Origin of the sequence: Corynebacterium sp. MSK122 (genome assembly GCF_030229435.2) — a bacterium.
GTDB lineage: Bacteria > Actinomycetota > Actinomycetes > Mycobacteriales > Mycobacteriaceae > Corynebacterium > Corynebacterium marquesiae.
The window spans coordinates 1-24,927 of sequence record NZ_JASPHV020000008.1; the positions used below are offsets into that span (position 1 = coordinate 1).

Annotated in this window: 18 protein-coding genes and 3 tRNA genes; 12 read left to right on the forward strand and 9 right to left on the reverse strand. The window is 57.5% G+C overall.

Annotated elements, in window-relative coordinates:
- Positions 1-92: 92 nt before the first annotated feature.
- From QP934_RS04775 to leuC, 3 genes are all read right to left on the reverse strand, one after another.
- Positions 93-614 (reverse strand): hypothetical protein, encoded by a 522-nt coding sequence (locus QP934_RS04775; RefSeq protein WP_419126936.1) that lies wholly within the window; start codon positions 612-614, stop codon positions 93-95.
- A gap of 201 nt (positions 615-815) precedes the next feature.
- Complete coding sequence (gene leuD, locus QP934_RS04780; RefSeq protein WP_225747031.1) at positions 816-1,406, reverse strand: 3-isopropylmalate dehydratase small subunit; 591 nt, start codon at positions 1,404-1,406, stop codon at positions 816-818.
- 21 nt (positions 1,407-1,427) lie between these two features.
- Positions 1,428-2,849 (reverse strand): 3-isopropylmalate dehydratase large subunit, encoded by a 1,422-nt coding sequence (leuC, locus tag QP934_RS04785; protein WP_419126937.1) that lies wholly within the window; start codon positions 2,847-2,849, stop codon positions 1,428-1,430.
- A gap of 52 nt (positions 2,850-2,901) precedes the next feature.
- Between leuC and QP934_RS04790 the strand changes: the two genes are divergently transcribed.
- The 4 genes from QP934_RS04790 (at position 2,902) to QP934_RS04805 (ending at position 9,141) form a co-directional block, all read left to right on the forward strand.
- Positions 2,902-3,585 carry an IclR family transcriptional regulator gene (locus QP934_RS04790; protein WP_419126938.1) on the forward strand — a complete coding sequence of 228 codons (684 nt, stop codon included), beginning with the start codon at positions 2,902-2,904 and terminating at the stop codon, positions 3,583-3,585.
- 183 nt (positions 3,586-3,768) lie between these two features.
- Positions 3,769-4,062, forward strand: a complete 294-nt coding sequence (locus tag QP934_RS04795) for a hypothetical protein (protein ID WP_419126939.1) — start codon at positions 3,769-3,771, stop codon at positions 4,060-4,062.
- A 216-nt stretch (positions 4,063-4,278) separates the two neighbouring features.
- Positions 4,279-6,930, forward strand: a complete 2,652-nt coding sequence (locus QP934_RS04800; RefSeq protein WP_419126940.1) for a YhgE/Pip family protein — start codon at positions 4,279-4,281, stop codon at positions 6,928-6,930.
- Between the two features lie 3 nt (positions 6,931-6,933).
- On the forward strand, positions 6,934-9,141 hold the full coding sequence (locus QP934_RS04805) for a YhgE/Pip family protein (RefSeq protein WP_419126941.1): 2,208 nt from the start codon (positions 6,934-6,936) through the stop codon (positions 9,139-9,141).
- 426 nt (positions 9,142-9,567) lie between these two features.
- Here the strand turns inward: QP934_RS04805 and QP934_RS04810 are convergent.
- From QP934_RS04810 to gltX, 4 genes are all read right to left on the reverse strand, one after another.
- Positions 9,568-9,643: transfer RNA gene (locus tag QP934_RS04810), tRNA-Glu, on the reverse strand.
- Between the two features lie 664 nt (positions 9,644-10,307).
- Positions 10,308-10,380, reverse strand: a tRNA-Glu gene (locus QP934_RS04815).
- A gap of 39 nt (positions 10,381-10,419) precedes the next feature.
- Positions 10,420-10,491, reverse strand: a tRNA-Gln gene (locus tag QP934_RS04820).
- 239 nt (positions 10,492-10,730) lie between these two features.
- Positions 10,731-12,224, reverse strand: a complete 1,494-nt coding sequence (gltX, locus tag QP934_RS04825; RefSeq protein ID WP_419126974.1) for a glutamate--tRNA ligase — start codon at positions 12,222-12,224, stop codon at positions 10,731-10,733.
- Positions 12,225-12,456: 232 nt separating this feature from the next.
- Between gltX and QP934_RS04830 the strand changes: the two genes are divergently transcribed.
- From QP934_RS04830 to QP934_RS04860, 7 genes are read left to right on the forward strand one after another with little or no spacing between them, the layout of a single operon-like run.
- Complete coding sequence (locus tag QP934_RS04830) at positions 12,457-14,886, forward strand: choice-of-anchor M domain-containing protein (protein ID WP_419126942.1); 2,430 nt, start codon at positions 12,457-12,459, stop codon at positions 14,884-14,886.
- A gap of 36 nt (positions 14,887-14,922) precedes the next feature.
- Positions 14,923-16,524, forward strand: a complete 1,602-nt coding sequence (locus QP934_RS04835; RefSeq protein WP_419126943.1) for a choice-of-anchor M domain-containing protein — start codon at positions 14,923-14,925, stop codon at positions 16,522-16,524.
- The gene (locus tag QP934_RS04840; RefSeq protein WP_419126944.1) at positions 16,524-18,032 is read left to right on the forward strand and encodes an anchored repeat ABC transporter, substrate-binding protein; all 1,509 of its coding nucleotides are present in this window, start codon (positions 16,524-16,526) and stop codon (positions 18,030-18,032) included. The genes QP934_RS04835 and QP934_RS04840 overlap by 1 nt, the downstream gene beginning before the upstream one ends.
- Positions 18,025-18,903 (forward strand): choice-of-anchor M domain-containing protein, encoded by an 879-nt coding sequence (locus QP934_RS04845; protein WP_419126945.1) that lies wholly within the window; start codon positions 18,025-18,027, stop codon positions 18,901-18,903. Before QP934_RS04840 ends, QP934_RS04845 begins: the two co-directional genes overlap by 8 nt.
- The gene (locus QP934_RS04850; RefSeq protein ID WP_419126946.1) at positions 18,896-19,624 is read left to right on the forward strand and encodes an anchored repeat-type ABC transporter ATP-binding subunit; all 729 of its coding nucleotides are present in this window, start codon (positions 18,896-18,898) and stop codon (positions 19,622-19,624) included. Before QP934_RS04845 ends, QP934_RS04850 begins: the two co-directional genes overlap by 8 nt.
- Positions 19,621-20,529 carry an anchored repeat-type ABC transporter permease subunit gene (locus QP934_RS04855; RefSeq protein WP_419126947.1) on the forward strand — a complete coding sequence of 303 codons (909 nt, stop codon included), beginning with the start codon at positions 19,621-19,623 and terminating at the stop codon, positions 20,527-20,529. The genes QP934_RS04850 and QP934_RS04855 overlap by 4 nt, the downstream gene beginning before the upstream one ends.
- Complete coding sequence (locus QP934_RS04860) at positions 20,526-22,007, forward strand: choice-of-anchor M domain-containing protein (protein ID WP_419126948.1); 1,482 nt, start codon at positions 20,526-20,528, stop codon at positions 22,005-22,007. The genes QP934_RS04855 and QP934_RS04860 overlap by 4 nt, the downstream gene beginning before the upstream one ends.
- An 84-nt stretch (positions 22,008-22,091) precedes the next feature.
- On the opposite strand, the gene QP934_RS04865 is transcribed toward QP934_RS04860, so the two are convergent.
- Positions 22,092-23,201, reverse strand: a complete 1,110-nt coding sequence (locus QP934_RS04865; protein ID WP_419126949.1) for an alpha/beta hydrolase family esterase — start codon at positions 23,199-23,201, stop codon at positions 22,092-22,094.
- Positions 23,202-23,301: 100 nt separating this feature from the next.
- On the opposite strand from QP934_RS04865, the gene QP934_RS04870 reads away from it, so the two are divergent.
- The gene (locus QP934_RS04870) at positions 23,302-24,405 is read left to right on the forward strand and encodes an isochorismate synthase (protein WP_337888959.1); all 1,104 of its coding nucleotides are present in this window, start codon (positions 23,302-23,304) and stop codon (positions 24,403-24,405) included.
- Here the strand turns inward: QP934_RS04870 and QP934_RS04875 are convergent.
- Positions 24,402-24,923: a class I SAM-dependent methyltransferase gene (locus QP934_RS04875; protein WP_419126975.1), complete on the reverse strand. Its 522-nt coding sequence runs from the start codon at positions 24,921-24,923 to the stop codon at positions 24,402-24,404. The genes QP934_RS04870 and QP934_RS04875 overlap by 4 nt on opposite strands.
- Positions 24,924-24,927 lie beyond the last annotated feature (4 nt).

Below are 24,927 nucleotides of genomic sequence, written 5' to 3' on the forward strand. Positions count from 1 at the left end.
GCAAGACTCCAGGCGGACCATTTCGATGATCTGATGGACCGCCTTCTCCTTGAACTCGACGGAATACTTTCTAGGCATAGTTCAATCCTTCCTTAGCTGAGGTAGGAACTAAACCCAGGACGCTTCAGCACGAGGAACATAGCGATAAACGCTAGGACCATTACCGCAATGAGCCCACCGGTAAGCGCGGCATCGGAACCCGAGCCACTATTGGCTAGGGCGTCAATGGATGTACCGCTGCCTGCTAGGACGGCGACCAACAGCAAATAGAGAATGAAGACAACTACCATCTGCACCAGTGGACCGAAAATCCACTGCGCCCAATTGCGGCCGAAGTAGCGGAAGCTATCACCGATTACCTGAATGGCATCTACATCCCGGCCAAACAGGGAATCGTCTCCCGGATACGGGCTTCCGGCGTATCCAGGCTGGCCGTATTGCTGCTGTCCATATTGTTCCTGGCCGAATTGCTGTTGACCAAAGTGCTGTTGTCCGTAGCCAGACTGGCTATTCGCGTCGTGCCCACGAGATGCAGACTCATTGCCAGCTCCGGGATACTCTGCACCGTTGTTTCTTGAATTAAAGGAATCATTATTCGAATAGGGATTGCTCATAAATTTAAAGCTAGGGGCATACATTGGTGCGGGAAACTCGAGCAAGCAATTGTTACCTATACGTTACCGAGTTGTACCCCTCTTTTACCCCAAGGCGGAAGTTTGAAGTTCACGTGTGAGCGCACAGCGCCCCTACGGCCCCTTCGCGTAGCAGGACTGTAGGGGCACTGCTGGACCCGCCGATCGCCATCGCTTCTTCTGCTATTGGGCGTGAACAGCAGGCTTAAAGCTGGGGCGACGCGATTCGTACGTAGCGATTGCATCCTCGTTGCGGAGCGTAATGCCGATATCATCCAGCCCTTCCATCAACCGCCAACGGGTGTAGTCATCAATATCGAAGCGGTAGGTATTTTCACCCACTGTGACTGTTCGAGCCTCCAGGTCCACGGTGACCTGGGTTTCTCCTGCTTCCAGCTGTTTCCAGATGAGCTCAATATCTTCTTGCTCCATCAATCCAGTAAGCAGTCCGGACTTTCCAGCGTTGCCGCGGAAAATATCAGCAAAGCGGGAAGAAAACACGGCGCGGAAGCCGTATTCGCTCAACGCCCACACTGCGTGCTCACGGGAGGAGCCGGTGCCAAAATCACTGCCCGCGAAAAGCACCGAGCCATCCTTGAATTGCGCCTGGTTGAGTACAAAGTTGTCATCAGAGCGCCAGTTTGAAAATAGGCCATCTGAAAAGCCGGTACGCTTGACCGACTTCAAATAGCGCGCGGGGATGATCTGGTCAGTATCCACGTTGGAAGCGCGCAGGGGCACGCCCGTTCCCGTATGCGTAATAAATTTCTCCATCGTCAATGCCTTTCTAAGCGCTTAATCCAGATCTGCCGGGCTAGACAGGTAACCGGTCACGGCAGTCGCGGCAGCCACCTGCGGGGAGACAAGGTGCGTGCGCCCACCAGGGCCTTGACGCCCCTCGAAGTTGCGGTTGGAAGTGGAGGCGGATCGCTCACCCGGAGCCAATTGATCCGGGTTCATACCCAAGCACATCGAGCAGCCGGCGGTACGCCACTCCGCGCCGAACTGTCGGAAGACTTCGTCGAGGCCCTCCTTCTCCGCTTGGGCCTTGACCACGGCGGAGGACGGCACGACCATCATCCGCGTATTGGCAGCGATGGTGCGCCCCTTGACCACGTCGGCCGCAGCGCGCAGGTCTTCGATGCGGGCATTGGTACAGGAACCAACGAAGACGGTGTCGATCTTGATATCGCGCAGCGGAGTACCTGGCTGCAGGTCCATATACTGCAAAGCCTTTTCCACAGTGGCCTTTTCATTATCATCACCACAATCTTCCGGATCTGGGACCTTCTCCCCTAACGGAAGGCCCTGTCCAGGATTAGTTCCCCACGTAACAAATGGGGTCAGCGAGGAGCCATCAATTTCCACGACAGTATCGAATTCTGCGCCTTCGTCCGTGGGAAGTGTCTTCCAATACCCAACTGCAGCATCCCAGTCTGCTCCTGTGGAAGCGAACTCGCGGCCCTTGACATACTCGAAGGTCGTCTCATCGGGAGCGACCATGCCAGCGCGGGCTCCTGCCTCAATAGACATATTGCAGATGGTCATGCGCGCTTCCATGGACATCTTGCGGATGGCCTCACCGCGATATTCAATGATGTGGCCCTGCCCGCCACCGGTACCGATTTTCGCGATAATGGCCAAGATGAGGTCCTTGGCAGATACCCCCTCTTGCAGCTCGCCAGTCACCTCAATAGCCATGGTTTTGAATGGCTTTAAAGAAAGCGTCTGCGTAGCCATGACGTGTTCTACCTCAGAGGTGCCAATACCCATGGCGATAGAACCAAAGGCGCCGTGCGTGGAGGTATGCGAGTCGCCACACACGATTGTCATACCCGGCTGGGTGATTCCCAGCTGCGGGCCAACTGTGTGCACAATGCCCTGCTGGGCATCACCCATAGAGTGCAAGCGCACTCCAAATTCCTCGCAATTCTTGCGCAGGGTCGATACCTGGGTGCGTGAAACCTCATCCTTGATTTCCAAGAGGTTGCCGGACTTGATGCCTTGCGTGGGAACGTTATGGTCCTCGGTGGCCAAGTGCAGCTCAGGGTAACGCAACGTGCGGCCGGCCAGCCGCAAGCCATCAAATGCCTGCGGACTGGTAACTTCATGTAATAGCTGAAAGTCAATAAAGATGAGGTCTGGTGCCCCAGCGTCGCCGTGTTGGACGACGTGATCTCGCCACACTTTTTCTGCCAATGTCAGCTTCTGGTTCATAAACATCTCTCCACACTTGAAATCTCATAAGTTGGGACGTAGATTTCATTGTATGGGAGAGTATAGCGCAGTTTCCGGAATTAAGGTGTTGGATCGAGCAATGGCCATAATGATGGCCGCCGCCAACCACCCCTCCACCCTCAATGAATTATGCGAAACCACGGGGCTACCTCGGGCGACAGCACACCGATTGGCCACCGCACTCGAAGCACACCGCATTCTCGTTCGCACCCCCGATGGAAAGTGGAAGGCCGGCCCAGCCCTTCCCGGCAACCGCGATCACCTCCTCGAGGCAGCCGGGCCAATCATAGAGAAACTGCGCGAGCATACCGGAGAATCCATCCAGCTCTATGAGGTCACCGGAAATACCCGCACCTGCATCGCCTCCAGGGAGCCGGAATCCGGCCTCCACAACGTCGTGCCAGTCGGGCGCCAGCTACCACTTAGCTCCGGCTCTGCCGCACGCATCATTGCCGCATATGTAGACATCAATACCGAAGACGCCTCGTTTACCCAAGAAGACATTGAGGCGGCCCGAAACCAAGGCTATTCCGAATCTATTGAGGAACGCGAAGCCGGCTTAGCGTCCATCTCAGCGCCGGTTTTCGATAGTTCCGGAACCTTCCTCGCAGTGTTGTCGATTTCCGGATCTGCCGAGCGCTTCCGACCTTCCCCGGCCCAGAAATACGCCGACATTCTCACTTCCGCCGCACGCGAATTGAGCAATCTCCTCTAAGGCCCTCCCCAGCTTTACGACGCCCGCCTCCACCTAGCCCCAAGGAGGCGGGCCCTTTTATTTCCCAAACCAGAAAATTAGAGAAACGCGCCCACACCTATTGAAACTCAAATGAAAATACACTTTAATGAAAACACACTGAAAACAACGGGGAACGTCCCCTACCAGAGAGGATCAGGCATCATGACCCACACCACCCACGAAGACCACACCCACACCCATGGCGCCGATTGCGGCCACGCTTCCTTCCCGCACGGTGACCACACCGACTATCTCCACGAGGGCCACATTCACCGTGAGCATGATGGCCACTGGGATGAGTGCGAGACCACCGAGCACGTTGAAGCCGAGGCGCACGCCAACCACACCCATGGTGAAGGCTGCGGCCACGTAGCGATCCCGCACGGCGACCACGTGGACTACCTGCATGACGGTCACCGCCACGCCGCCCACGGCGATCACTACGACGAGCACTAAGCGCCTATCGGGGCCTAGCCCCAAATCGCTTGCCGCCTAGGCCCCTTGAACTATGAGCCTAGGCGGCCTTTCTATGCCCACCCCTACTCCTGAACTCATTCCCGAAATTCACACCAGAAACATATCTGCAAGTTCGACAGGACGCGCTCTCTCATTTCTGTTAAAACTGACAGTCAGACTATTAGTTCTTTCCGGTTGGGTGCTACGGTTCTTCGAGTGATTACTAGTTGGAAGATTTTTCTCCAAGATTTTGTCCGCTTGTGGCGGACCCCGCAGGTCTGGGTGATCCTCATTGGTTTGATGATCACCCCAGCCCTGTATTCCTGGGTAAACATCTCCGGTTTCTGGGATCCATACGGAAACACAGAACACCTCAAAGTCGCCGTAGTTAATGAGGACAAAGGCGCATCCTCGGAGATGACCGGCCACTTAGACGTCGGCGGGCAGATGATTGACAAGCTGCATGACAATGACAAGCTGGGCTGGCAGTTCATGGACCGCCAGGAAGCCGAAGACGCCGTTAAGAAGGGTGACGTCTTCGCCTCGGTGATCGTCCCCGAGGACTTCTCGGCCGATTTCGTTAGCCTTTTTAAAGGTACCTATTCTCAGCCCACGCTGGAATATCACGTCAATGAAAAGCTGAACGCCATTGCACCAAAGATTACTGATACTGGCGCTTCGACCCTAGACACCACCATTAGCTCTACCTTTAATGAGCAGGTAGCGGATTCGGTGGCCACCGAGCTAAAGAACTCCGGTGGCGATTTGAGCCAGAAGATTAACAGTACCGCAAGCAAGACCGCGGATTCTTTTTCAGAGACTGCAGATACGGTAGCCAACTCCCGCAGCCAGCTTGCTGACGTGCATTCCACCATCGAAGACGCGCGCCCTACCATCGCGCAAGCCCGTGATTCTTTGGGCACGGTGCAAAAGACCATCGATGATGCCCAGACCGCCCTGGATCAACTTAACTCCATTACTGCAGAGGTCCAGCGGGAAGTTACTTCTTTCTCCGATGATGCCACCGCCGCCTATGTAGAAGGCACGACCGCGATGGCAGATGGAACCGCCTCCGCCAATGCCACCGTAGGCTCGGTCTCCGGCAAATTGCGCGGCGCGCTCAATCGCGTCGGTGCCGCCTCTGCGGGCGCGGCAGGAATCGTCGGTGAAGCTGACCGGGCTATCGATCAGCTTGAAAAGCTTGCGTCTTCACCGGCCCTGCCCCCACAGGTTTCCCAACAGATTAAGGATCAGGTAGGAGACCTCCGCGAACGCAATGACCAGAATAAGGCCGTTCTCGGTGACTTAGATACTCTCAACGGCGATACGAACGACACCATCGATTCGCTCAATAAGACCACGGGCATGTTGGAAAAGATGGCCGCCCAAACGCGCGATGATTCCCACGCGCTGCGCGATAATGTGGCCGAAGGCCTGCCCAAGCTCAATGCTGCGCTTTCCGACGTCACCGCTACCACCGGCAAACTTTCCGCCTCACTCGAAAGCCAGCAGGCACTGGTAGGGCAAACCGATGGGCTCTTGGGCGGCGTCGACGAGCAGCTAAGCCAGGCCCAGCAAGTAGTTGAGCGCTTTTCTGTGGACCTCGACGGTATTGAGGAGGGGCTTCGCGCCTCCCGCAGCGATGTGATTGCGCTGAGCAATACCGCCAATAACAATTCCATCCTGCAGTCTGTCAAGGGGCTGAACACCGATGAGGTGTCTTCCTTCCTTGCCTCCCCTGCAGAGATGGAAAGCCACGCCGTATTCCCTGTAAAGCACTACGGTTCCGGCATGTCCTCGCTCTTTATCAACCTCACTCTGTGGATCGGCGCGTTCATGCTGCTCATCATCTTCCGCGCGGAGGTAGACCCGCAGGGCCGGAAGAACCTCACCATTACCAAGGCTTACCTTGCCCGCTTCCTTTTGCTTTCCTTCTTTGCCATCGCACAGGCACTCATCGTCTCCATCGGCAACCTGGCCATTGGAGTTGAACATGCCAATGCATTGGCCTACGTCGCTACCGCAGTCATCGTAGGCCTGTGCTACCTGAGCATTACCTATAGTTTGATTTCTACGTTTGGACACGTAGGCCGCGGCATCGCGGTGGTCATCGCCTTCATCCAGATTCCGGGCGCATCCGGCATCTACCCCATTGAAATGACGCCGGACTTCTTCCGCGCCGTACACCCATTCCTGCCCTTTACCTATGGCATCGATGCCATGCGCGAGACCGTTGGTGGTTTCTACGGCAACCACTATGCACGCGACCTTGCCGCGCTCATCGGCATGGCCGCGATCGCTTACCTCATCGGTACTGTGCTGCGCCGCGGCCTGTCCAACGTCAACATGCTGGTCAACGACGAACTGCATAAGGGCGGTCTCGTTATCAATGAGCAGGTCCATCTGGTCGGCAGCCGGTACCGCTTTACCGACCTCCTCTATGCCTTGAATGACCGCGAGGCGTACCAACAAAGCTTGGAAGATAAATGGAGCATGGCGCGCAGGAATTACTCCCAGCTGATGAAGATTACCGTCGCGGTAGGCCTAGCGTTAGTCGTCGCTTTAGGCATCTACTCACGCATTAATCCTGAAGAAAAGGCCATCATCTTCGGCTTGGCCTGCCTGGTTACACTCATTGCGGTGGGTGTTATCTGCTCCCTTGAGTACGTCAAGCAGAGCATCGCGCACGATAACCGCCTGGCGGATCTCAGCGATGAGGAAATCCAGGAGCACCTCGTGCACCAACAGGAACACCCAAATCGCTACCTCCTAGAGGACTTAGACGAAGAATCCACACCTTCTAATACCAGCGAGACCAAGGAAATGCCCGCCGTTGATGGTGATGACTCCGGAAAGGGAGGCGAGTAAGTCATGAAAAACACTCTGACCATCCTCCGCGATGACCTCCACGCCATTCGCACCAATGTAATGACCGCGGTCATCATTTTTGGCCTTGCCATCATCCCGTTGCTTTTCACTTCCTTCAACGTGCTGGCTAGCTGGGATCCTTTTGCTAATACCAACCAGCTCAAGATTGCTGTGGCTAGCGAGGATGAAGGCCACGAAAGCGACCTCGCCTCCCTGAAGCTTAATCTGGGCGATGAGGTGCTCTCGCAGCTCAGCCGCAATCACGATATCGATTGGGTCATTACTGATAGCGCCGATGCAGTCGAAGGAACAAAGTCCGGCGAATACTATGCCGGCATTGTCCTTCCCAAAGACTTCAGCACGGACCTTCTCACGTTCTATGTAGAAGGAACCGAACCAAGCAAGCTCAACCTCTATACAAATGAGAAGAAGAATGCGCTGTCTACCACCATCACGCAAAAGAGTGCGGACGGCGTCATCCAGAAAATCGACGAGTCCTTCACCCGCGTGGTATCCAATGTCGGCCTTGGCGTCGTCTCGAATTTTGATAAATACCTCAATGAAGACGATACCCAGACTGCACTCAATAACCTGCACAATCGCGTCAATAACGTCAGCACCCGCCTTGATGCTGCGGCTGGCACCGTAGGTGCACTAAGCAATCTGGTCGACTCCACCCTGCCTCTTACGCAGGCTGCGGACAATATTCTCGCCGAGGCTGGACGCCAGGCTACGGAGACCAACAATGACCAAGGCGAAAACCCCATCGACGTTCTGCGCTCTACCCTCAATGACTCGGCTGGTTCGCTCGACGCTTCCTTGGCGGCTACAACGCAAAGCTACGATGCACTCTCTGCCCAGGTCGATGAGTTGCTCAATAATGCAAGCAACACCAGCGCACAAACGGCGCAGACCTACCGCACCGCTGCTGAACGGGTGGATGAGCAAACTCAGGCCTTTGAGGAAGTTCGCACTTCCATCAAGGACCAAGCCGATAAAGTAGCCCTACCTGCCGCGGTCGCGGGTGGATATAAGGCGATGATGGGCCAGATTGATGCCTCCATTGCCCAGAGCAACGCTCTGCATGATTCGCTCGTATCTACCGCCGATGACCTTGAGCAAGGCCGTGGCACGTCCCAAGACTCCCGGCAGCGCACCAAGGATGCCATCGCCAATGCCAAGCAGGCTGCTGAAAAGGCACGCAATTCCTATAACGAGAACCTCAAACCGCAGCTAGATCAGCTCAACCAGAGCGTCTCGGTTGTCGCGGACGATATTGATGCTATCAAGCAGGACATCGCAGGCATTCGCTCCTCGGTTTCCGAGAATGACGAGTCGCCACAGCAAAGCCTGGCGCGCGCCCGCGATACCACTGCCGGCCTTGCCGGCACCCTGCGGGAGCAAAGCGGCCGTTTTGCGGACATGGGCCGCAAGATCGACGAGGTGCGCCGTGGCGGCGATTTGGCCAAGCTGGCGGATATCGTCGGCAACGATCCAGAACTGCTTGCCTCTCGCATCGCCGCTCCCGTAGCTGTTGACCGCCAGCCGGTCTACCCTGTCGCTGCCTTTGGCGTGGGTATGACGCCGTTCTACCTCACCTTGTCGCTATGGGTAGGCGCCCTTCTGGCATGCGTGCTGGTGCATACCAACGCCGAGCGTAAATACTTGCGCAAGGACGAGAACGGGAAGTACGACGAGAGCGAATTCACCCGTGGTCAAGCGTTCTTCGGCCGCTTTGCCACACTCGGCCTGGTCGGCCTCGCGCAGGCCACCTTGGTGGTTCTCAGCCTCATCTTCTTCGTCCAGATCGAGCCTGCTCACCCATTCATGCTCATGTTTGCCGCATGGATAGTCTCACTGGTGTTTATGTTGATCATCTATGCACTTGTCATCACACTCGATAGTGCCGGCAAGGCCTTGGCGGTGTTGTTGCTCGTGATACAAGTCTCGGGCTCCGGCGGCGCATATCCGCTGCCTTTGCTGCCTGAATGGTTCCAGAACGTGAGCCCGTGGCTGCCAGCAACGTACGCCATTGATGCTTTCCGCAGCGCCATTGCGGGCACCTATCACGGCGATATATGGCGCGAGTTGGGCATGCTACTGCTATTTACCATCCCTGCACTCATCGTCGGCCTCGTTCTCCGCCGCGCCATGGATGCCTATCACAAGCGCCTGCAGAAAGCGATTAAAAAGACGAAGGTTATGGCGTAGCCACGCTTGCCGACGTCTCCCCTCCCGCCCTTCCTACACCGCCCACCAAGCCCTTTTCACGGTTTGGTGGGCTTTTTCATGGTCGGGTCCCACGCTAGTGCCCGAAAGACCTAGAAGGGGCTGGAAAAGCCGAATATGCATCCGCTAGGAAGGACTCGGATACCCTTTAACGCTAGGTCTAGCTCCTTCTTAAGGGATTCCATCGAACACAGCTATCGGGCACGTAACCACTTACAGCCCACTTGAGTCCCTACTGAAGGACCGCTACGGGAATCTGTGCCCCCGCTCTTTACCTCAGCTCCTATATACCGTGCCGCGGGCAGGACGGTTAGCCCTTGGACATCGAGGCCTGCCCTACATGCCGCTAGACCGGACAGGTCTAAGGGAAAGAAAAAGCTGCGGACCATGTGGCTCGCAGCTTTCCGTTGGTACCCCGTACGGGATTTGAACCCGTGTTACCGGCGTGAGAGGCCGGCGTCCTAGGCCGCTAGACGAACGGGGCGCGTTCGCAGCAATCGCACACTGTGCGTTGCGGACTTGTTAAGAGTAAACGATGGGTTAATTCAGCACAAATCGCGCGGTCAAGGAGGGTTTTGAGGGCAGGCGAAGGAAAACGCAAAAATTCCCGAGTCCGGTACTGCAGTGAGGGTTCTTCGTGGCCGAGGTGCGGATCGAATCAGTGGTTATTCCGCAAGCAATCTGTGGATAGTCCGTGGCCGAGAACGCTGTGCTAGTAGGACTCGGGATGGCGCTGTGCGTCGAAGTGCATATGCTGCAGGCTCCTATACTTCATGCAAACGTTGGTGGGAAGGAAGTTGTGGATTATAGCGTTACTACCTAGCTGTGCTTTCGGGCTGTGCGCCTTGGCTGTGGTGCGTTTCGCTTTCTGTCACCCGCTCTCCTTTCTGTTTGTTTTCTGCTGTACTTGCAGTCTATGCCTGCACGTGCAGGACAGGAAGGGTTTTGCGCAACTTCGCGGTGGTCTTAACCCTGGTTCCATTGGCAGGACGCGGCTAACTGCACGGACGAGTCCAATGGTCTGGGGGTAGGTTATAACCAGTTTTACTTGCGCCGTTGTCGCACCCCAGACTCTCGCTAGAAAAAGACAGAAAAAGACATTGCCCCGGATATGAAAAATCCTCCAACCTTTAGGTTGGAGGTCTTTGTACCCCGTACGGGATTTGAACCCGTGTTACCGGCGTGAGAGGCCGGCGTCCTAGGCCGCTAGACGAACGGGGCATAGAACTAGTGAGCCTGCCGTTTAAAGCATTTTCACTGCTGGCCTACCAGGACTCGAACCTAGAATGGCGGTACCAGAAACCGCTGTGTTGCCAATTACACCATAGGCCATTTGCTAACTTGCGTTGGAAGCTTACTGCCTTCCGGCTGTGCTCCCCTGCTCGCTGCAACGTGTAATAACTATAATGATCAACGCGTAAACTGCCAAATCGCCAGCGCACACGCCATTTTCAGGCCAGTAGAATGGTCAATAAAAAAGCGGCGAATGACAGCGCTGTAGTTCAGCTGTCATTCGCCACATCGAAGGGCGGGATTAGATATCTATCGCCGCCTTACGGGAGGCACTCCTCCTACTGCGTCGCCGGCACGTAGGGAGTCACTTCACGGGCCGCACGAAGGCGGGCCAGGGTGGACTCCTTACCCAGCAGCTCCATGGACTCAAAGAGCGGCGGGGAAACCTGGGCGCCGGAAATAGCTACGCGCAGAGCACCGTAAGCCTTACGAGGCTTCAACTCAAGGTCTTCAATAAGGGCCTTGGATAGTGCCGCCTCAATATTCTCGGTCTTCCACTCCGCAATGCCCTCGAGGGTCTCAATGCCCACCTCGAGAGGCTGAATGGCCTCTTCCTTGAGGTTCTTCTTCGCCGCCTTCTCATCGAGCTTTAGGTCGGCATCCGGGGTCACTAAAAAGCTCATGAGACCATAGGCATCAGACAGAGTCTTGATGCGGGTTTGTACAAGATCTGCGGCGAAGGCGAACTTCTCACCGTCATAGTCAGCCGGGAAATCCGTGTATTCGGTCAAGTAGTTACGCAGACGGAAGGCAAACTCTTCTGGGTCTAGCTGGCGGATGTGATCCGCGTTGATGGCCTCGAGCTTCTTCTGGTCAAAGCGTGCGGGATTACCCAGCACGTCGTGGACGTCGAAGTTTTCTACCAAGTCATCCATGCTGAAGATGTCCTGGTCCGCGGACAGGGACCAGCCCAACAGGGACAGGTAGTTGAGCATGCCCTCCGGGATGATGCCGTTATCGCGGTGGTTAAACAGGTTGGACTGCGGGTCGCGCTTAGACAGCTTCTTATTGCCCTCGCCCATCACGAAGGGTAGGTGGCCAAACTCTGGGGTGAACTCGGCAACGCCAATCTTCTTAAGGGCGTCGTAAAGCGCGAGCTGACGCGGAGTAGAAGAAAGCAGGTCCTCACCACGCAACACGTGGGTGATACGCATCAGGGCGTCATCAACCGGGTTAACCAGGGTATAGAGCGGCGCACCATTGGAGCGAGCCACCACATAATCTGGCTGGGTTTCAGATTTGAAGGTCATTTCCCCGCGCACCAGATCAGTCCAGGTCCAGTCCTGCTCCGGCATGCGCAGGCGCCAGACAGGCTTGCGACCTTCGGCCTCAAAAGCATCGATCTGCTCCTGGGTGAGATCGCGGTCAAAGTTGTCATAGCCCAGCTTCGGGTCACGGCCGGCCGCCTTGTGGCGCTCCTCTACCTCTTGGGCAGTGGAATATGCCGGGTAGACAAAGCCACCGTCGATGAGTTTGTCCAAAACTTCCTTGTAGATGTCCATGCGCTGGGACTGACGGTAAGGCTCGTGTGGGCCACCGACATCGATGCCTTCATCCCAGCCCAGCCCAAGCCAGGTCAGGGAATCAATGATGGCCTGGTAGGACTCTTCAGAGTCACGGGCGGCATCGGTGTCCTCGATGCGAAATACCAGCTTGCCGCCGGTATGGCGAGCATAGGCCCAGTTGAATAGTGCGGTGCGCACCATGCCTACGTGCGGTGTGCCGGTTGGGGATGGACAGAATCTAACGCGTACTTCAGTCATGCCAACCATCGTAGTGGAGCCGCCGATTCCAGTCCGCACCAGCCCAAGCGCCCTTAAAACCTGCCCGGCGCCTAGCGGTTTGCAGTCTATTCCTACACGCAAATTGGGGTAATTGGAAACGAGTTTCACTACAAAACCACAGGTCAATGAAACTGACTTCCATTACGGCTAACAGGTTATGAGAATCATTTTCTATAGTTTCTGGTGAACTTGTGAGAACTGTAGAAAGGCCTTCCCAACTGTGGCTTCCCCACGCATCCGTTTCCTTGCCACGCTGAGCACTTTGGCACTTATCACTCCCGCCACGGCTGTCGCAGGCCCCGATGATGGCAAGCACATCGCTACCAATACCCACGTTGACTCCCCCAAGTCTTTCTGGGAGAACAACGATTTCGTCCTAAAGTCCGAGTTTGGTGGTCAAGAGCCCCCGATTGCAGACACTGTTGCCTGGGTGGGCAAGGGCTACAGCGCTACGGATAACAGCAACCAGTATCTCTATACGCTTCCGGCAAACGGGACCCAAGACTACATTGGGGCCCCTGGCACGACTTATTACACAGCGCCGCACCAGGTATCCGGTAATACTTCGCCCATTTGGCTGGGCTTTGGCGCAGATGCTTCGCTGCCCACGGACAAATTCCGTGACGGCGTAGCCTTCCTTGACTTGCTCAGCGTCGATGGCCCCGGCGAGGTGGAGCTTTTTACCAATAAAGATGATGAGGCAGGCACCCAGCTGCACCGCATGCTCGGTTCCTTCCTGGATTCGCCGCACTCTGCCTACATTGTTGCCGGCACACATACGCACAACTCCACTCTGTTTACCAAGCCAGGACGATACCGCCTGACCTACCGCACCAGTGCGCGCGGAAAGGACGGCCAGCTCATAGCCAATGAGCCACAGACCACCACCATCCAAGTTGGCGGGCAAAAGCCCAAAGAGGAAAAAACGCCGAGCCTCAAGGAACGCTTCGCACAGTCTGCGGCCGGCAACGCCGCTGCTGCTGGCTACAGCCTGCGCATGGCCCCTAAGTCCAATCCCGAAAAAGACGGTGACAACAAGCTCACCACCATTTCCTTCGACGCCAAGAACAAGGCACAAGGCACCCTCACTCTGCTTATCGACGGCTACTTCCTCACCGACCTTCCCGTTAAGGACGGGCATGCTCAGTGGGACGAATATATGGGCCCCGACTCGTCCCAGATACAGGCCGTCTTTACCCCTGAGGGCGATTCCCCACACTGGATATCCCAGCCCCTTGACTTCCAACCCGGCAAATCCAGCCACACCGATTCTTCTGCCGCCGCTGATACGTGGCAGGAAACCTCCCAGCCGCGCCAGCTTGCCCCCACCGAGGAAACCGAGCTAAAGGAGCTCGGCTACACCATCCGCATGCGCAAGCAGGGCAATGGGGGCACCAAGATTGTGGTGGATACTGACGATAAAAACTTCAACGGCCTTCTCACCGGCGGGCTCTATGACACGAAGGGGGCTAAATACCCCACCGTGGATCTGGAAACCCCTATTACTAACGGCCACGGCGAGGTCGCCTTTGATGAGGGCGAGTACTTCGAAGGCTATTTTGCCAAGGTTAACCTCTTCCCCCATTCCACTGTTAAGGCCGGACACGCTAGCAGCGTTATTACGGAGTCTTTTGCTTTTGGTGAAAACTATGAAGTCAGTGGGAAGTTCTCCACTTCCAATGAAGAACCGGAGGCTACCCCAGGCAAGGAAGACACTCCGTCTTCCGCGCCGCAGCCCGGCACCGAAGAACCGCAAGCCGGCAATGCACAATGCAGCGAGAAGTACCTACTAGACCGTGGTCATGTAGACATCAAGGCCCAGCCTGCCGAGGGAGGCTTTGCAACGGTTCTGCGCGATGACACGGCACAGGTGGACAAGAAATCTGTTGACCGCAAACTCGATGACGTGGTGCTCGGCGTACACGATAATGCACTCACCCCGCGCAATAAGAAGCTCGCAGGCAAGGAGTTCGATTTCCTAGGAAAGCCTGGTGAGCGCTTCTATCACTTGCCACAAACCCAGGATCAAAACATCATTTGGCCCGGCTATAACACCCAGGACCTGGATTATTCCTCAACCAAGGACAATGCCGTCAACCTCAACTTGAAGCCCACCTCCACACCGGACGGTGCCGAATGGGGCGCATTTATCGATGGCACCCATGGCAGAGGTTTTTCGGTCCTCGCCAATTCTGCGGCTAAGGACTACACCATCGAAACCAACTTTCCGGCCCATACCCATACGCACTGGGCCTTTTCCAAGCCTGGCTTGTACACCTTTGAGGCTACTTATACGGCCACGGGCACGGACGGCAAGGAGCTAAAGTCCGCGCCCCAAACCCTCACCTTTGCCGTAGGCGATAAGACATTGGATTCCTGTTCTTTCCGCGCGCCGGGCACGACCGGGAGCGGAGAGCCCAGCGAAAGTCCAACAGATAAGCCTTCCCAGGAGCCTTCCACGCAACCGTCCGCGCCTGATAACCCGGACACACCAGCCCACCCCGGCCGGCCAGAAGAGCCCACAGGGTCCTCGTTTAGCCCGTGGAGTCTGGTCCTACCAGCGGTCCTCGTGGTGATTTTCAAGGCCTTTTATAACTTTTTCCGAGATAACGAGGACCTCATCCGCAAGCGCTTCGGCCTCAACTTCTAAGCCTCTTCTACCCCACCAAATAGACGGGAAACCACAATGCACTATTCACCATCTTTTGCCTCCCGGCGCGTCCCGCTGCGGCGCCGATTTATTCAGGTATTTGCCGCCGTCTTTGCCACAGCATTGGCCTTCTTCTCCCCCGCCGCGGCACTTGCCTTTGATGAGGTCTTCGACTCTGGGCATGTAGACGCCTTCTATGTCACGGCCCCAGATGGTCAGCTACATCTGTCAATGAAGGAAGACATCACTGGATCGGGCGTTCCACGCTCCGGCGATGATGTGGTGCTCAAGGTTGTCGAGGATGCCTGGTCGGATGCCACCGAGGCCGTACCGGAGATAGGCCGGCCGACCTACTTCCTGCCGCAGACGCAAGATCAGCGCATCATTTGGCCGGGCTGGGATACCCAGCCTGCACGCGATGGTGGCTTTGACAACGTTGACCTAGAATTCGCCGAAGTCTCTGGACCTGGTTCAGTGTATGTTTTTGAAACCAGCGGCTTTGGCGATGTCAAGACGGTTACAGATTCCGGTTCAATGGAGCTCACCAGCGTTGAGGTCATCAACCAACCCAATCCAGCCCACCGGCACGTCAACTGGGCCTTTAGTGAGGCCGGCACCTACACCATGACGGTGCGAGCCCATTCCAACGGCGAAACCAGCAATGCTGTGACCTACACCTGGGAAGTGGGCGATGGCGGCGATGCGTCCACAGTGGATCGATCGACTGACACGGGCGAGGTTAGCAATGACCAAGAAGCCTCGAGCGCCCAACGGTCAGCAGACAAGGGCGGCGCTGCAGCTGCCGATAAGTCCGGCGCCTCCGGGGACGAAGAGTGCACCCCGGGCATGACGCCGCAAATCAAGGACGATACGGTCTCCCCCTCCCAGTGGCGCGATGCTGAAGGCGCTACCTTTTATCTCTCCGATAAATCCAGCGTCGATCTGCCGCAAGAGGTAGGTCCAGTGCCAGCTGGTCAGGCGTGGATGATTGGTTCTACCCAGGTCGATGGTGTGCCGTGGCTCGGCGCTAATACCCAAAGTCCGACCATGCGCGAGAATATCCCTGGCGACGTCACTTGGGAGTTAGCAGGCTTCAAGGGACCCGGCCCGATGATGGTCTACTCCCAGGGTGGATTGGGAAAGATCGTGGGCGATGAGTGGTTCCGCGGCAATGCAGATGCGGCGGAGGGTACCTATTCGATTGCGCCCAATACGCACGTGCACCCCAACTGGGTCTTTGGTGCGCAGGGCACCTATGACGTCACCATCCGCCAGGTGGCCAAGACCAATGAGGGCAAGCGAGTTGCCGGTGAAGCGACACTTCACTTCGTGGTCGGCGGCGACAAGCCGGCTGAAGCCTTTGACAACGGGCACTTCGACTTGGGCGCTGCGGTCAATCCGGAGGGCGGCGACTGCGGGCATGGTGCTGCGGCAGGTGGGGCGTCGGCAAGCGCTGGTGGCTCTACCGCAAGTACCGGATCAAACACTGGCCAGTCCGGGCAGGCACACAGCAAGGGCGGTTCTTTAGCCAATACGGGGACTCCTATTGTTCCCTTCGGCATCGGAGCGTTGGGCTTGGGCATGCTCTTCCTCGGCCTAGGCATTGCCCGTCTAGCTGTAGCTAAGGCAGCGGACTAATGACGCGTGCGCTTTCCCATAGACGCAGGCTTCGGACCATAGGCGCGCTGCTGGGCTCCTGCCTGCTGGCCACTGGTTGTGCCACTTCGGCTGCGTTGGATACCGGAAGCGGAGAAAAATTCGCCGTGGTGGCCACCACCCCGATCCTCGCGGATCTTGCGCGCAACGTCGCGGGAGAAGATGCCCGGGTACAAAGCCTTATCCCCAGCGGAAAAGATCCGCATACCTTTGAGCCAACGCTGCGCACGGTGCGCGATGTTGCCAATGCCGATTTGGCGCTGAGCAATGGCTACTTGCTGGAGCCACAGTCTCTCATCGATACGCTGCACGAATCCACCGATGCCCCCGTGGTGGAAGTCGCTGATGCTGCCTCCACCCGCGGTGCCACTCTGGTGCCGCTGGTAGAAGATGTCTCGCTCGAGGCAATTTGGCTGGGACTGCGCATCAGCGGCGCACAGCAGCGCTCTTCCGGAGTGGACTTCCGCATGGTCTCTGCCGATGGGCCAGGTAACGTCGCGGCCTATGTGGTCTCTACCTTCGGCACCCCGGAGGTCCTTTTTAACTCGGCCGATGGCATCGATGGAAAAGACTCAGTGACCTTGCCGGCCAACGCCCACACGCACGTGTCTTGGGGATTTTCCCAGCCGGGAATCTACGACCTCGGGTTCCAAGCAGAGGGCACCGACGTCCAACACCTCACTGTGGCCGTGGGAGTAAACCCGCCTAACGGCATGCAAGTGATAGATTCCGGACACCTGGATATTGAAGGCGACTTGACCCAAGGGCGCATTGATCTGCGCGACCAAGACAGGCGCTTTGACCCCACCACTACTGCGGTTTCTATCCCGTCTTCGGTTCTGCAGCCCATCCCGCCGGATCCGGCCTACCGCTTCCTGGGCACGCCAGGCGAGGATACCTACCTCCTGCCGCAGGCCGTACTAGGAAAGCACATTCACGGCGAGGTGGACCCTCACCTGTGGCACAACGTGGACAATGCCATCGCCTACGTCGATGTTATTGCTGAGGAATTGGCGCAGGCAGATCCTTCCCACGGGGCGTCCTACCGCCAACGAGCGGAGGCCTACACCAAGCGCCTGCGGGATACGGATTCCTACGTAGAGCACGCCATTTCTTCCATTCCTCAAGAAAACCGGCACCTTGTGACCACCCACCATGGCTACGCCTACCTGGAACAAGGATATGACATTTCTGTGGCGGGCTTTGTCACCCCCAATCCGGCCATCGAGCCCTCCCCGCGAGAAGTCATCGCCTTGCGCCGCACATTGGAAAACCTCCACCTGCCCGCCGTCTTCGTCGAACCCGTGCAGCAGGCAAGCGCCGATACCCTCACTCAAGCTGCCGGGGAGCAAGGTGTTGAGCTGTGCCCCATCTACGGCGACACGTTCGATGACACCGTCAGCTCCTACATCGACCTTATGAAATTTAACGCTGATTCCCTGCAGCGTTGCCTGAACCCCAACCCCACCCATGGAGATAAAAATGCTTAAATTCGCTACTCGTACCGCCACCCGCACCGCCGCCTGCGTCCTTACTGCAGGTCTGGCACTTTCTACCAGCACTGCTTGGGCGGGCGACCTCGCCCAGGTGGTCGGTGCCGATGAACACGTTGCTCCCCAGGGCGAAGAAAAGGTCATCGACACCGGTCACGTAGACGTTGGTGCCTTGCTTGATGGCACGGATTCTGAGCTTATGGCCCGCGATGATGCCGGCGATAAGCCAGTCTGGCGTCACTTGGACGACCTCGTGTTTTCCGTGGGCGATAAAGCACAGCAAGCCCTTCCCGATACGGATGACCTTGGCTTCGTTGGAGCTGAGTCCGGTGATAAGGTCTGGGTGGTTCCCCAAACCGAGCAAGTCGGCGTTCCCTGGCTGGGCTGGAATACCCAGGCGCCCTCCCTTGTCGACGCCGCCGACCGCGGCGTCACCATGGAATTCCTCGGCCACTCCGGCCCGGGCGATTTCTCCCTCTTCTTACAAAACGGCGGTTTTGAAGCGCCACAGCTCTTGTGGTCCACCGCGCAGAAGAGCGACGAGGACTTCTGGGTAGACCTCAATACCCACACCCACGCCAACTGGACGTTTACGGAGCCAGGCACCCATCAGGTAGGCATCAGGGTGAAGGGCAAGACCAAGGACGGCGCCGATTTCAGCACCGATGGCGTACTCACTTTCGCCGTGGGCGATGATGCCGACGTCCAAGCGGCCCAAGACACTACCTGGAATCCAGACAACGCTCAGACCGCAGGCTCGTCTATTCCCACCTGGGTTTTTGTCCTCGCCGGCGTTGGCGCCGTAGTGCTACTGCTGGCCCTAGGGCTCGCCCTGCGTTCAGCCAAGCGGGGCGGTAGCCGTGGCTAAACCGCTCATTTCCGTTGCTGATCTAAACGTCTCGCTCTCGCACCGCAGCGTTATTACCGCTGCCAATCTAGAGGTCCACCCCGGTGAATTCATCGGGCTCCTCGGGCCCAATGGTGCTGGGAAGACCACCCTCATGCGCGCCATTTTAGGGCTTATCCCTTCCTCCGGAACTCGGAGCATCTCCGGCACCGTGGGGTATGTTCCCCAGCGCCACGAGGTGGAATGGGGCTTTCCCATCAATGTCTATCGCACCGTGCTCAGCGGCCGTACCGGCCTTATCGGCTGGCTGAAGCGACCGCGCGCTAAGGATCATGCCGCAGCAACAGAGGCGTTTCGTTTGGTGAACATGGAAGAATTTTCTACCCGCCCCATCGAAGAACTCTCCGGTGGTCAACGCCAGCGCGTGCTCATCGCCCGGGCACTCGCCACACAACCACACGTGCTGTTGCTCGATGAGCCCTTTACCGGACTAGATGCGCCCAATACCGAATCGCTCCTCGAGCTTTTTGAAGAGCTTTCTCAGCGCGGCACATCCATCATTATGTCCACTCATAACCTTTCGGAAGCCGCACATTCTTGTCACCGCCTCATTCTCTTTAACGGCACCGTGGTAGCCGATGATTCCGCCTCGTTGCTTCTCAACCAGATCGAGCCGTGGACGCGAACCTTTGGGGTACGCGCCAGTTCTCCGTTGCTTTCTGCCATTGGAGTCACCGCATGATAGAAATTTCCTTCCTCGATTTCCTGCGCGACCTGGTCAATCCCCACCTTGACTTTCTCGCCCGCGCGGTAGGCATCTCCTTGCTTGCGGCCATCGTATGCGGCGTCATCGGCTGTTATGTCGTGCTGCGCGGCATGGCTTTTATTGGCGACGCCGTCTCCCACGCCGTATTCCCGGGCCTAGCCATAGCCTTCGCCCTGCAAGCCTCGGTGCTCGTGGGTGGCGCAGTCGCCGGTGCAGTTGTGGCCTTGCTCATCGCCGCCTTTTCGCAGCGCCGCCACGTGCGAGCAGATTCCATCATCGGTATCTTCTTCGCCGCTGCTTTCGCTTTGGGCATGGTGATAATCTCGCGCACCGATGGTTATAGTGCCTCGCTGACAAGCTTCCTCTTCGGCTCACTCACCGGCGTTTCCCGCACCGATATTATCGTCGCGGGCTGCGTATGCGCCGTAGTTGTCGCCATCGTTATAGCCTTTGGACCCCAGCTCAACGCCACGTGCTTGGACCGGGAAACTGCCCGCGCAATGGGCTTGCCTGTCTTTGTTTTGGACATCATTTTGTACCTGTGTGTCACGGCCGCAGTGGTCATTTCCGTGAGCACCATCGGCAATATCTTGGTCCTCGCGCTGCTCATCACTCCGGCCGCGACGGCACGCCTGCTTAGCACAAATCTAACGACCATGATGTGGCTTTCCGCCCTCATCGGCGCGCTGTCCAGCTTCATCGGCATCTACCTGGCATGGGCCATTGATCTTCCGGCCGGCGCCACCATCGTGCTCACCCTCACCGCCATTTTCTTGGTTGTATGGGCCATCCATCCACTTCTCGGCGCCCGCAAGCACGCAGGTGCCTCGCTTTCCGACGCCCCACACCCCACCCCACGAAAGGAATCCGTCTCCTCATGAAACCTGTCTGCCGCACCGCGGTGGCCCTCGGCACCGCGGGACTGATAAGCCTCAGCGCCCTTCCGGGAGCGGGGGTAGAACTCTTCGAGCCCGCCACCGCATATGCAGAAGAATCCACTGAAGCATGCACTTCCAGCGACTTCGACCTCATCACCAAGGGACACCAGGACATGGCGCTCAGCGGCGATTCCGGCGATCTCAGCTTCAAGGTCAAAGACGATGATAAGGGTATCGAGCATGACTCTGAGTCCTTTGCCATTGAGGTATCTGATGACCTTAAGCAGCCGCTTTCCGAGCTCAGCGATAGTTCCCTGCCCGATGAAGGCTGGGTACTGCCGCAAACGCAAGATCCCAACGCCCCCTGGCTAGGTTTTAATACCCAAGAGCTATCTCAGGATCTCCTCGCCGCCGGAGACACCGCTACTTTGAGCATGGCTATCGCACAGGGCCCCGAAGATGGCCGTATCGTGGCCTACCAGATGGAGCTTGGTGGCCCCAAGGTACTTATGGATACTGCCGATGGCTCTGCCTGGGACTACCCCGGCAACTCCCATTCCCACCCGGCCTTTGTCTTTACCGAGCCTGGAACCTACGCGGTGAGCTTTACCTTTGAGCTTCCCGACGGCTCCCGGCACCACCTCCATGCCGGTTTCCTCGTCGGCGAGCAGGCCACGGCGACAGAACTGTGCGGCGTGGACTATACCGATGCTGACGCTGCTACCGGCAACGAAGGCAACTCAAATAGCCGCCCCAAGCAACTTGAAAAAGACGTTAAAGACGTAGACAAAGCCATCGCTGGCTTGGACAAAGAGCTCGAAAAGACCCTGCAGGAGGGTCAGAAATTTCTAGAAGGTGGTAAGCCGCAACAAGGAGACAAGGACTCTGGGGAGGATAGCGCGGGCAAGCGCAAGCAGGCCTCCCGCACCACGGCAAAAGACGCTGGGAAGGTTAGAGCGCCGCATAACACACCCTCCACGGGCTCAGCTCAAGCCTCTGGTACTCCGCGAAAGTCCGGTTCTGGTTCTGGGGCTACGACCCACCACTCTGCTAGCCGTGTGAATGATTCTGCCTCCACTGCGAAAACCGGAAAAAGCGCGGCCACTGGCACAAGCTCGCACCGTTCTGCTTCCACCAGCAGTTCTTCCCACTCGACGGCCAAAAAGTCCACCGGCTCCCGGGACGCAAAGTCTACTAAGCGTACTAAGGGCAAGGCTGCGGGCTCCGCTAGTGCACAGCAGGTTCCGGATGCCGGTGCTGCGGAAGGCAGGGACTCTGAGAATGTACTGACTAATGCCGCTGCGTATACCGCTACCCTGGCAAAAAGCAGCTTCTGGGCGGGCCTTTTAGCCGGACTAGGCGCATTCGCACTGGTGCTCGGCATCGGCCTGTTGGTCTATGTCCAGTTCTTCCGCAAGAAGAAGGCCCCAACCCAGCAGCCTGCCGATGATGCTACGACCCACCTGCCGCGCGTCGACTAGCGCAGGGCTCTTGAGCAGCCAACAATGAAACTAGGCCCAGAGGATCTCTCCACTGGGCCTTATCCGTGGCTAAGCGCCGCTGTTTTATACCCTGGCCTTGGACGAGAGGAAGTCCCAGACCACCCGTGGAGTATCTGGCTGCCAGAACCAGGTGTGGTCCTGTGGCACCTTGACCAGTTGTACATCCTTCTGGCAGCCGTTGAAGCTCAGGCGTTCGGAACCGCCAGCCTCCGGAGTAGCTTGGAAGGTCATATCGCATCGATTGCGCTTCAGGTAGCCGCCAAGCACGGTGCGCACTGGCAAGTAACCAGCCTCGTGCCGGTCACCGCCTTCATAGGTCATCATCTTGTCATTGACACCATGCATGATGAGGGTATTCATCGGCGCATCTGCACAGTTGACCTCGACCGGGTTATAAAATGCACCCGAGACCATGGCTACAGCGGCGAAGGTATCTTGGGCGTGGCAGCCCAGCACAGAGGTAAAGCCGCCGCCGTTGGACATGCCCATGGCGTATACGCGGTTTCGATCAACGTGGTAGTCCTTGTCCACAGAGTCAAGAATGCGCTTGATGAAGCGGATGTCCTCACCATCGCGGGTCTTGGCATAGGGCGCTGCCTCCCAAGCGCGCTCAACCCCCTCCGGGTAGACGATGATGGCCTCGTTATTGGCCTCAGTGGTCTGCATGCGTGCGTAGCTGGAGTAGTTCTCCGGGGAATCTCCCCACCCACCGAAGCCGAAGAGAACAGGCGCAGCCTTATCCGGCGAATAGTTATTGGGAATACGCAATAGATACCTGCGGGTCTTTCCCTCATGCTCCATATTGAGCGATTGTATGGAACCCGGCTTAAACGGCGGGTTCGGATTGATGCTGGCATCTACCATCGCTGGCCGCGGAGCTGGCTCGGGAAGAGATGATCCCTCAGGCGCAGGTGCTGGGTTGTCTTCTCCGCTACCTTTTCCTGCTGGCGCCGGGGTAGATTCTTTAGCGCCTTCTGGAACAAGGTGGGATCCATCTGGCTGCGGAATAACCGGCTTCGCGTTTTCGGGTGCCGGAGCTGGCGCTGGAGCCGGTGCAGGAGCAGGCGCTTCTTGAGCGAGGGCAGGAGAAGCGCTCAGCAACGCCCCGCTAGCCAGCACACCAACAAGGATCAGGTACAGGGAATAGTGAAGAAACTTACTAACATTAGCCACAAGGTTAAAATTAACCACATCATTCACTTAATTCACTGTTTACACGCCCAGTGCACACTCAATTCTGTAAGAAAAGCCCAAGGCACTAAGCTAGATCCCCATGCACGAAGACAGACCAAGCACCGCCCCCGATTTTTTACTCTCGCGAGCAACGGGGTCTGTCCGTACCCAAGGTGCGCGCCACACTTTCAATGACACCGACGCGGCAATTTCCGCCCTTCGCAGCAAGGATGTTGACATGGTCGTCGGTGCGATTCCTTTCGACTCTGACACACCCGCCGCGCTAACGGTGCCGGAGGCCATCATCCGCGAAGAGGGCCCTTTGGAGCCGCACGCCTATTATCGCAACCAAAGTTTAAGCTCCCGCGTGGTTGGCTTCGATCCGGAGCCTGAGGAGCACCTTCGCCGCGTGGAGGCAGCCATCGGCACGATCGAAACCTCCAAACTAGAAAAGGTAGTTCTGGCCCGCGCTGTAGACATCGAATTCCCAGAAGCTATCGATCCGCGCCTCGTAGCGGCGCGCCTTATCGATCTCTCCGCCAACCGTGACGGATTCATTGCTGATCTCTCCCCCGCTGGCCGGCCGGGCGCGATGCTGGTTGGTTCTTCCCCAGAGGTTTTGGTCAAGCGTCAAGGCTCGACAGTGTCGGCCTTTCCCCTAGCGGGTTCCTCCCCGCGCCGCGCCTCGGCGGCTGAGGATCACCTCGCAGGACAAGACCTCTTGCACTCCTCCAAGGATCTCCACGAGCACGCTTTTGTAGTCGACCACTTACGCCGGGCACTCAGCCCACTGTGCGAGCGGCTAGACATTCCGGACACCCCGCAACTTATTAGCACCAATGAGATGTGGCACCTTGGTACGCCAATTTCCGGGACGCTCAAGGATAAAGACTTGACCGCTCTTGAGCTTGCCCTGGCAGCACACCCCACACCAGCCATCTGTGGCACCCCTGCAGAGGCCGCCCAAGCCCTCATTGAGACTGCAGAAACGGACCGTGGATTCTATGCCGGAGCGGTCGGCTGGTGCGATAGCTCCGGCGACGGCGAGTACATGGTAGCCATCCGCTGCGCAGAAGTGGCCGGCGATGGGCTATCGGCGCGCGCCTGGGCCGGTGGAGGCATCGTAGGCGATTCTGATGCCCAAGCGGAGTTGGAAGAAACCACCGCTAAACTGCGCACCATTTTGAAGGCGCTCAGCCTCTAGGCTGCACGCTTAGCGACGAGCACGACATCGCTTTGGTGGTGCGCACCCGCGCCTTCCGTCAGGTGACGCTCACGACGAGTTAGCTCGACCGTCTCCAGCTCGCGCAGGTTTTCCGCTAACCATTCCGGCATCGCTACCTCTGCCGACTCCATATCGTGATGGACAAAGAGCAGTGTTCCGCCTGGAGCCACCAATCGCTCTAGCTTTTCCACCTCTTTTAGCGTGGCGCGTACCCCACCATAATGGACGCTGACCAAGTCAAAGGGCTCATGGCTAAAGTCATTAAACGTTGTGACCCGCGCTGCGACGCCGTGGGCGTTGGTGCGCGCCACAGCAGTCGGAGCGAAATCAATGCCCAACACCTCCCAGCCGTGGTTCTTTAGCCAGAGCGCATCCGCGCCTTCTCCACACCCGATATCAAGGGCCGTGCCAGGGGTCAGCTTCGCAGCATAATCGACAAGGGTCTCATTGGGATTGCCCGACCACAGCCGCTCAGTACTCTGGTAGCGTTCCTCCATTTCC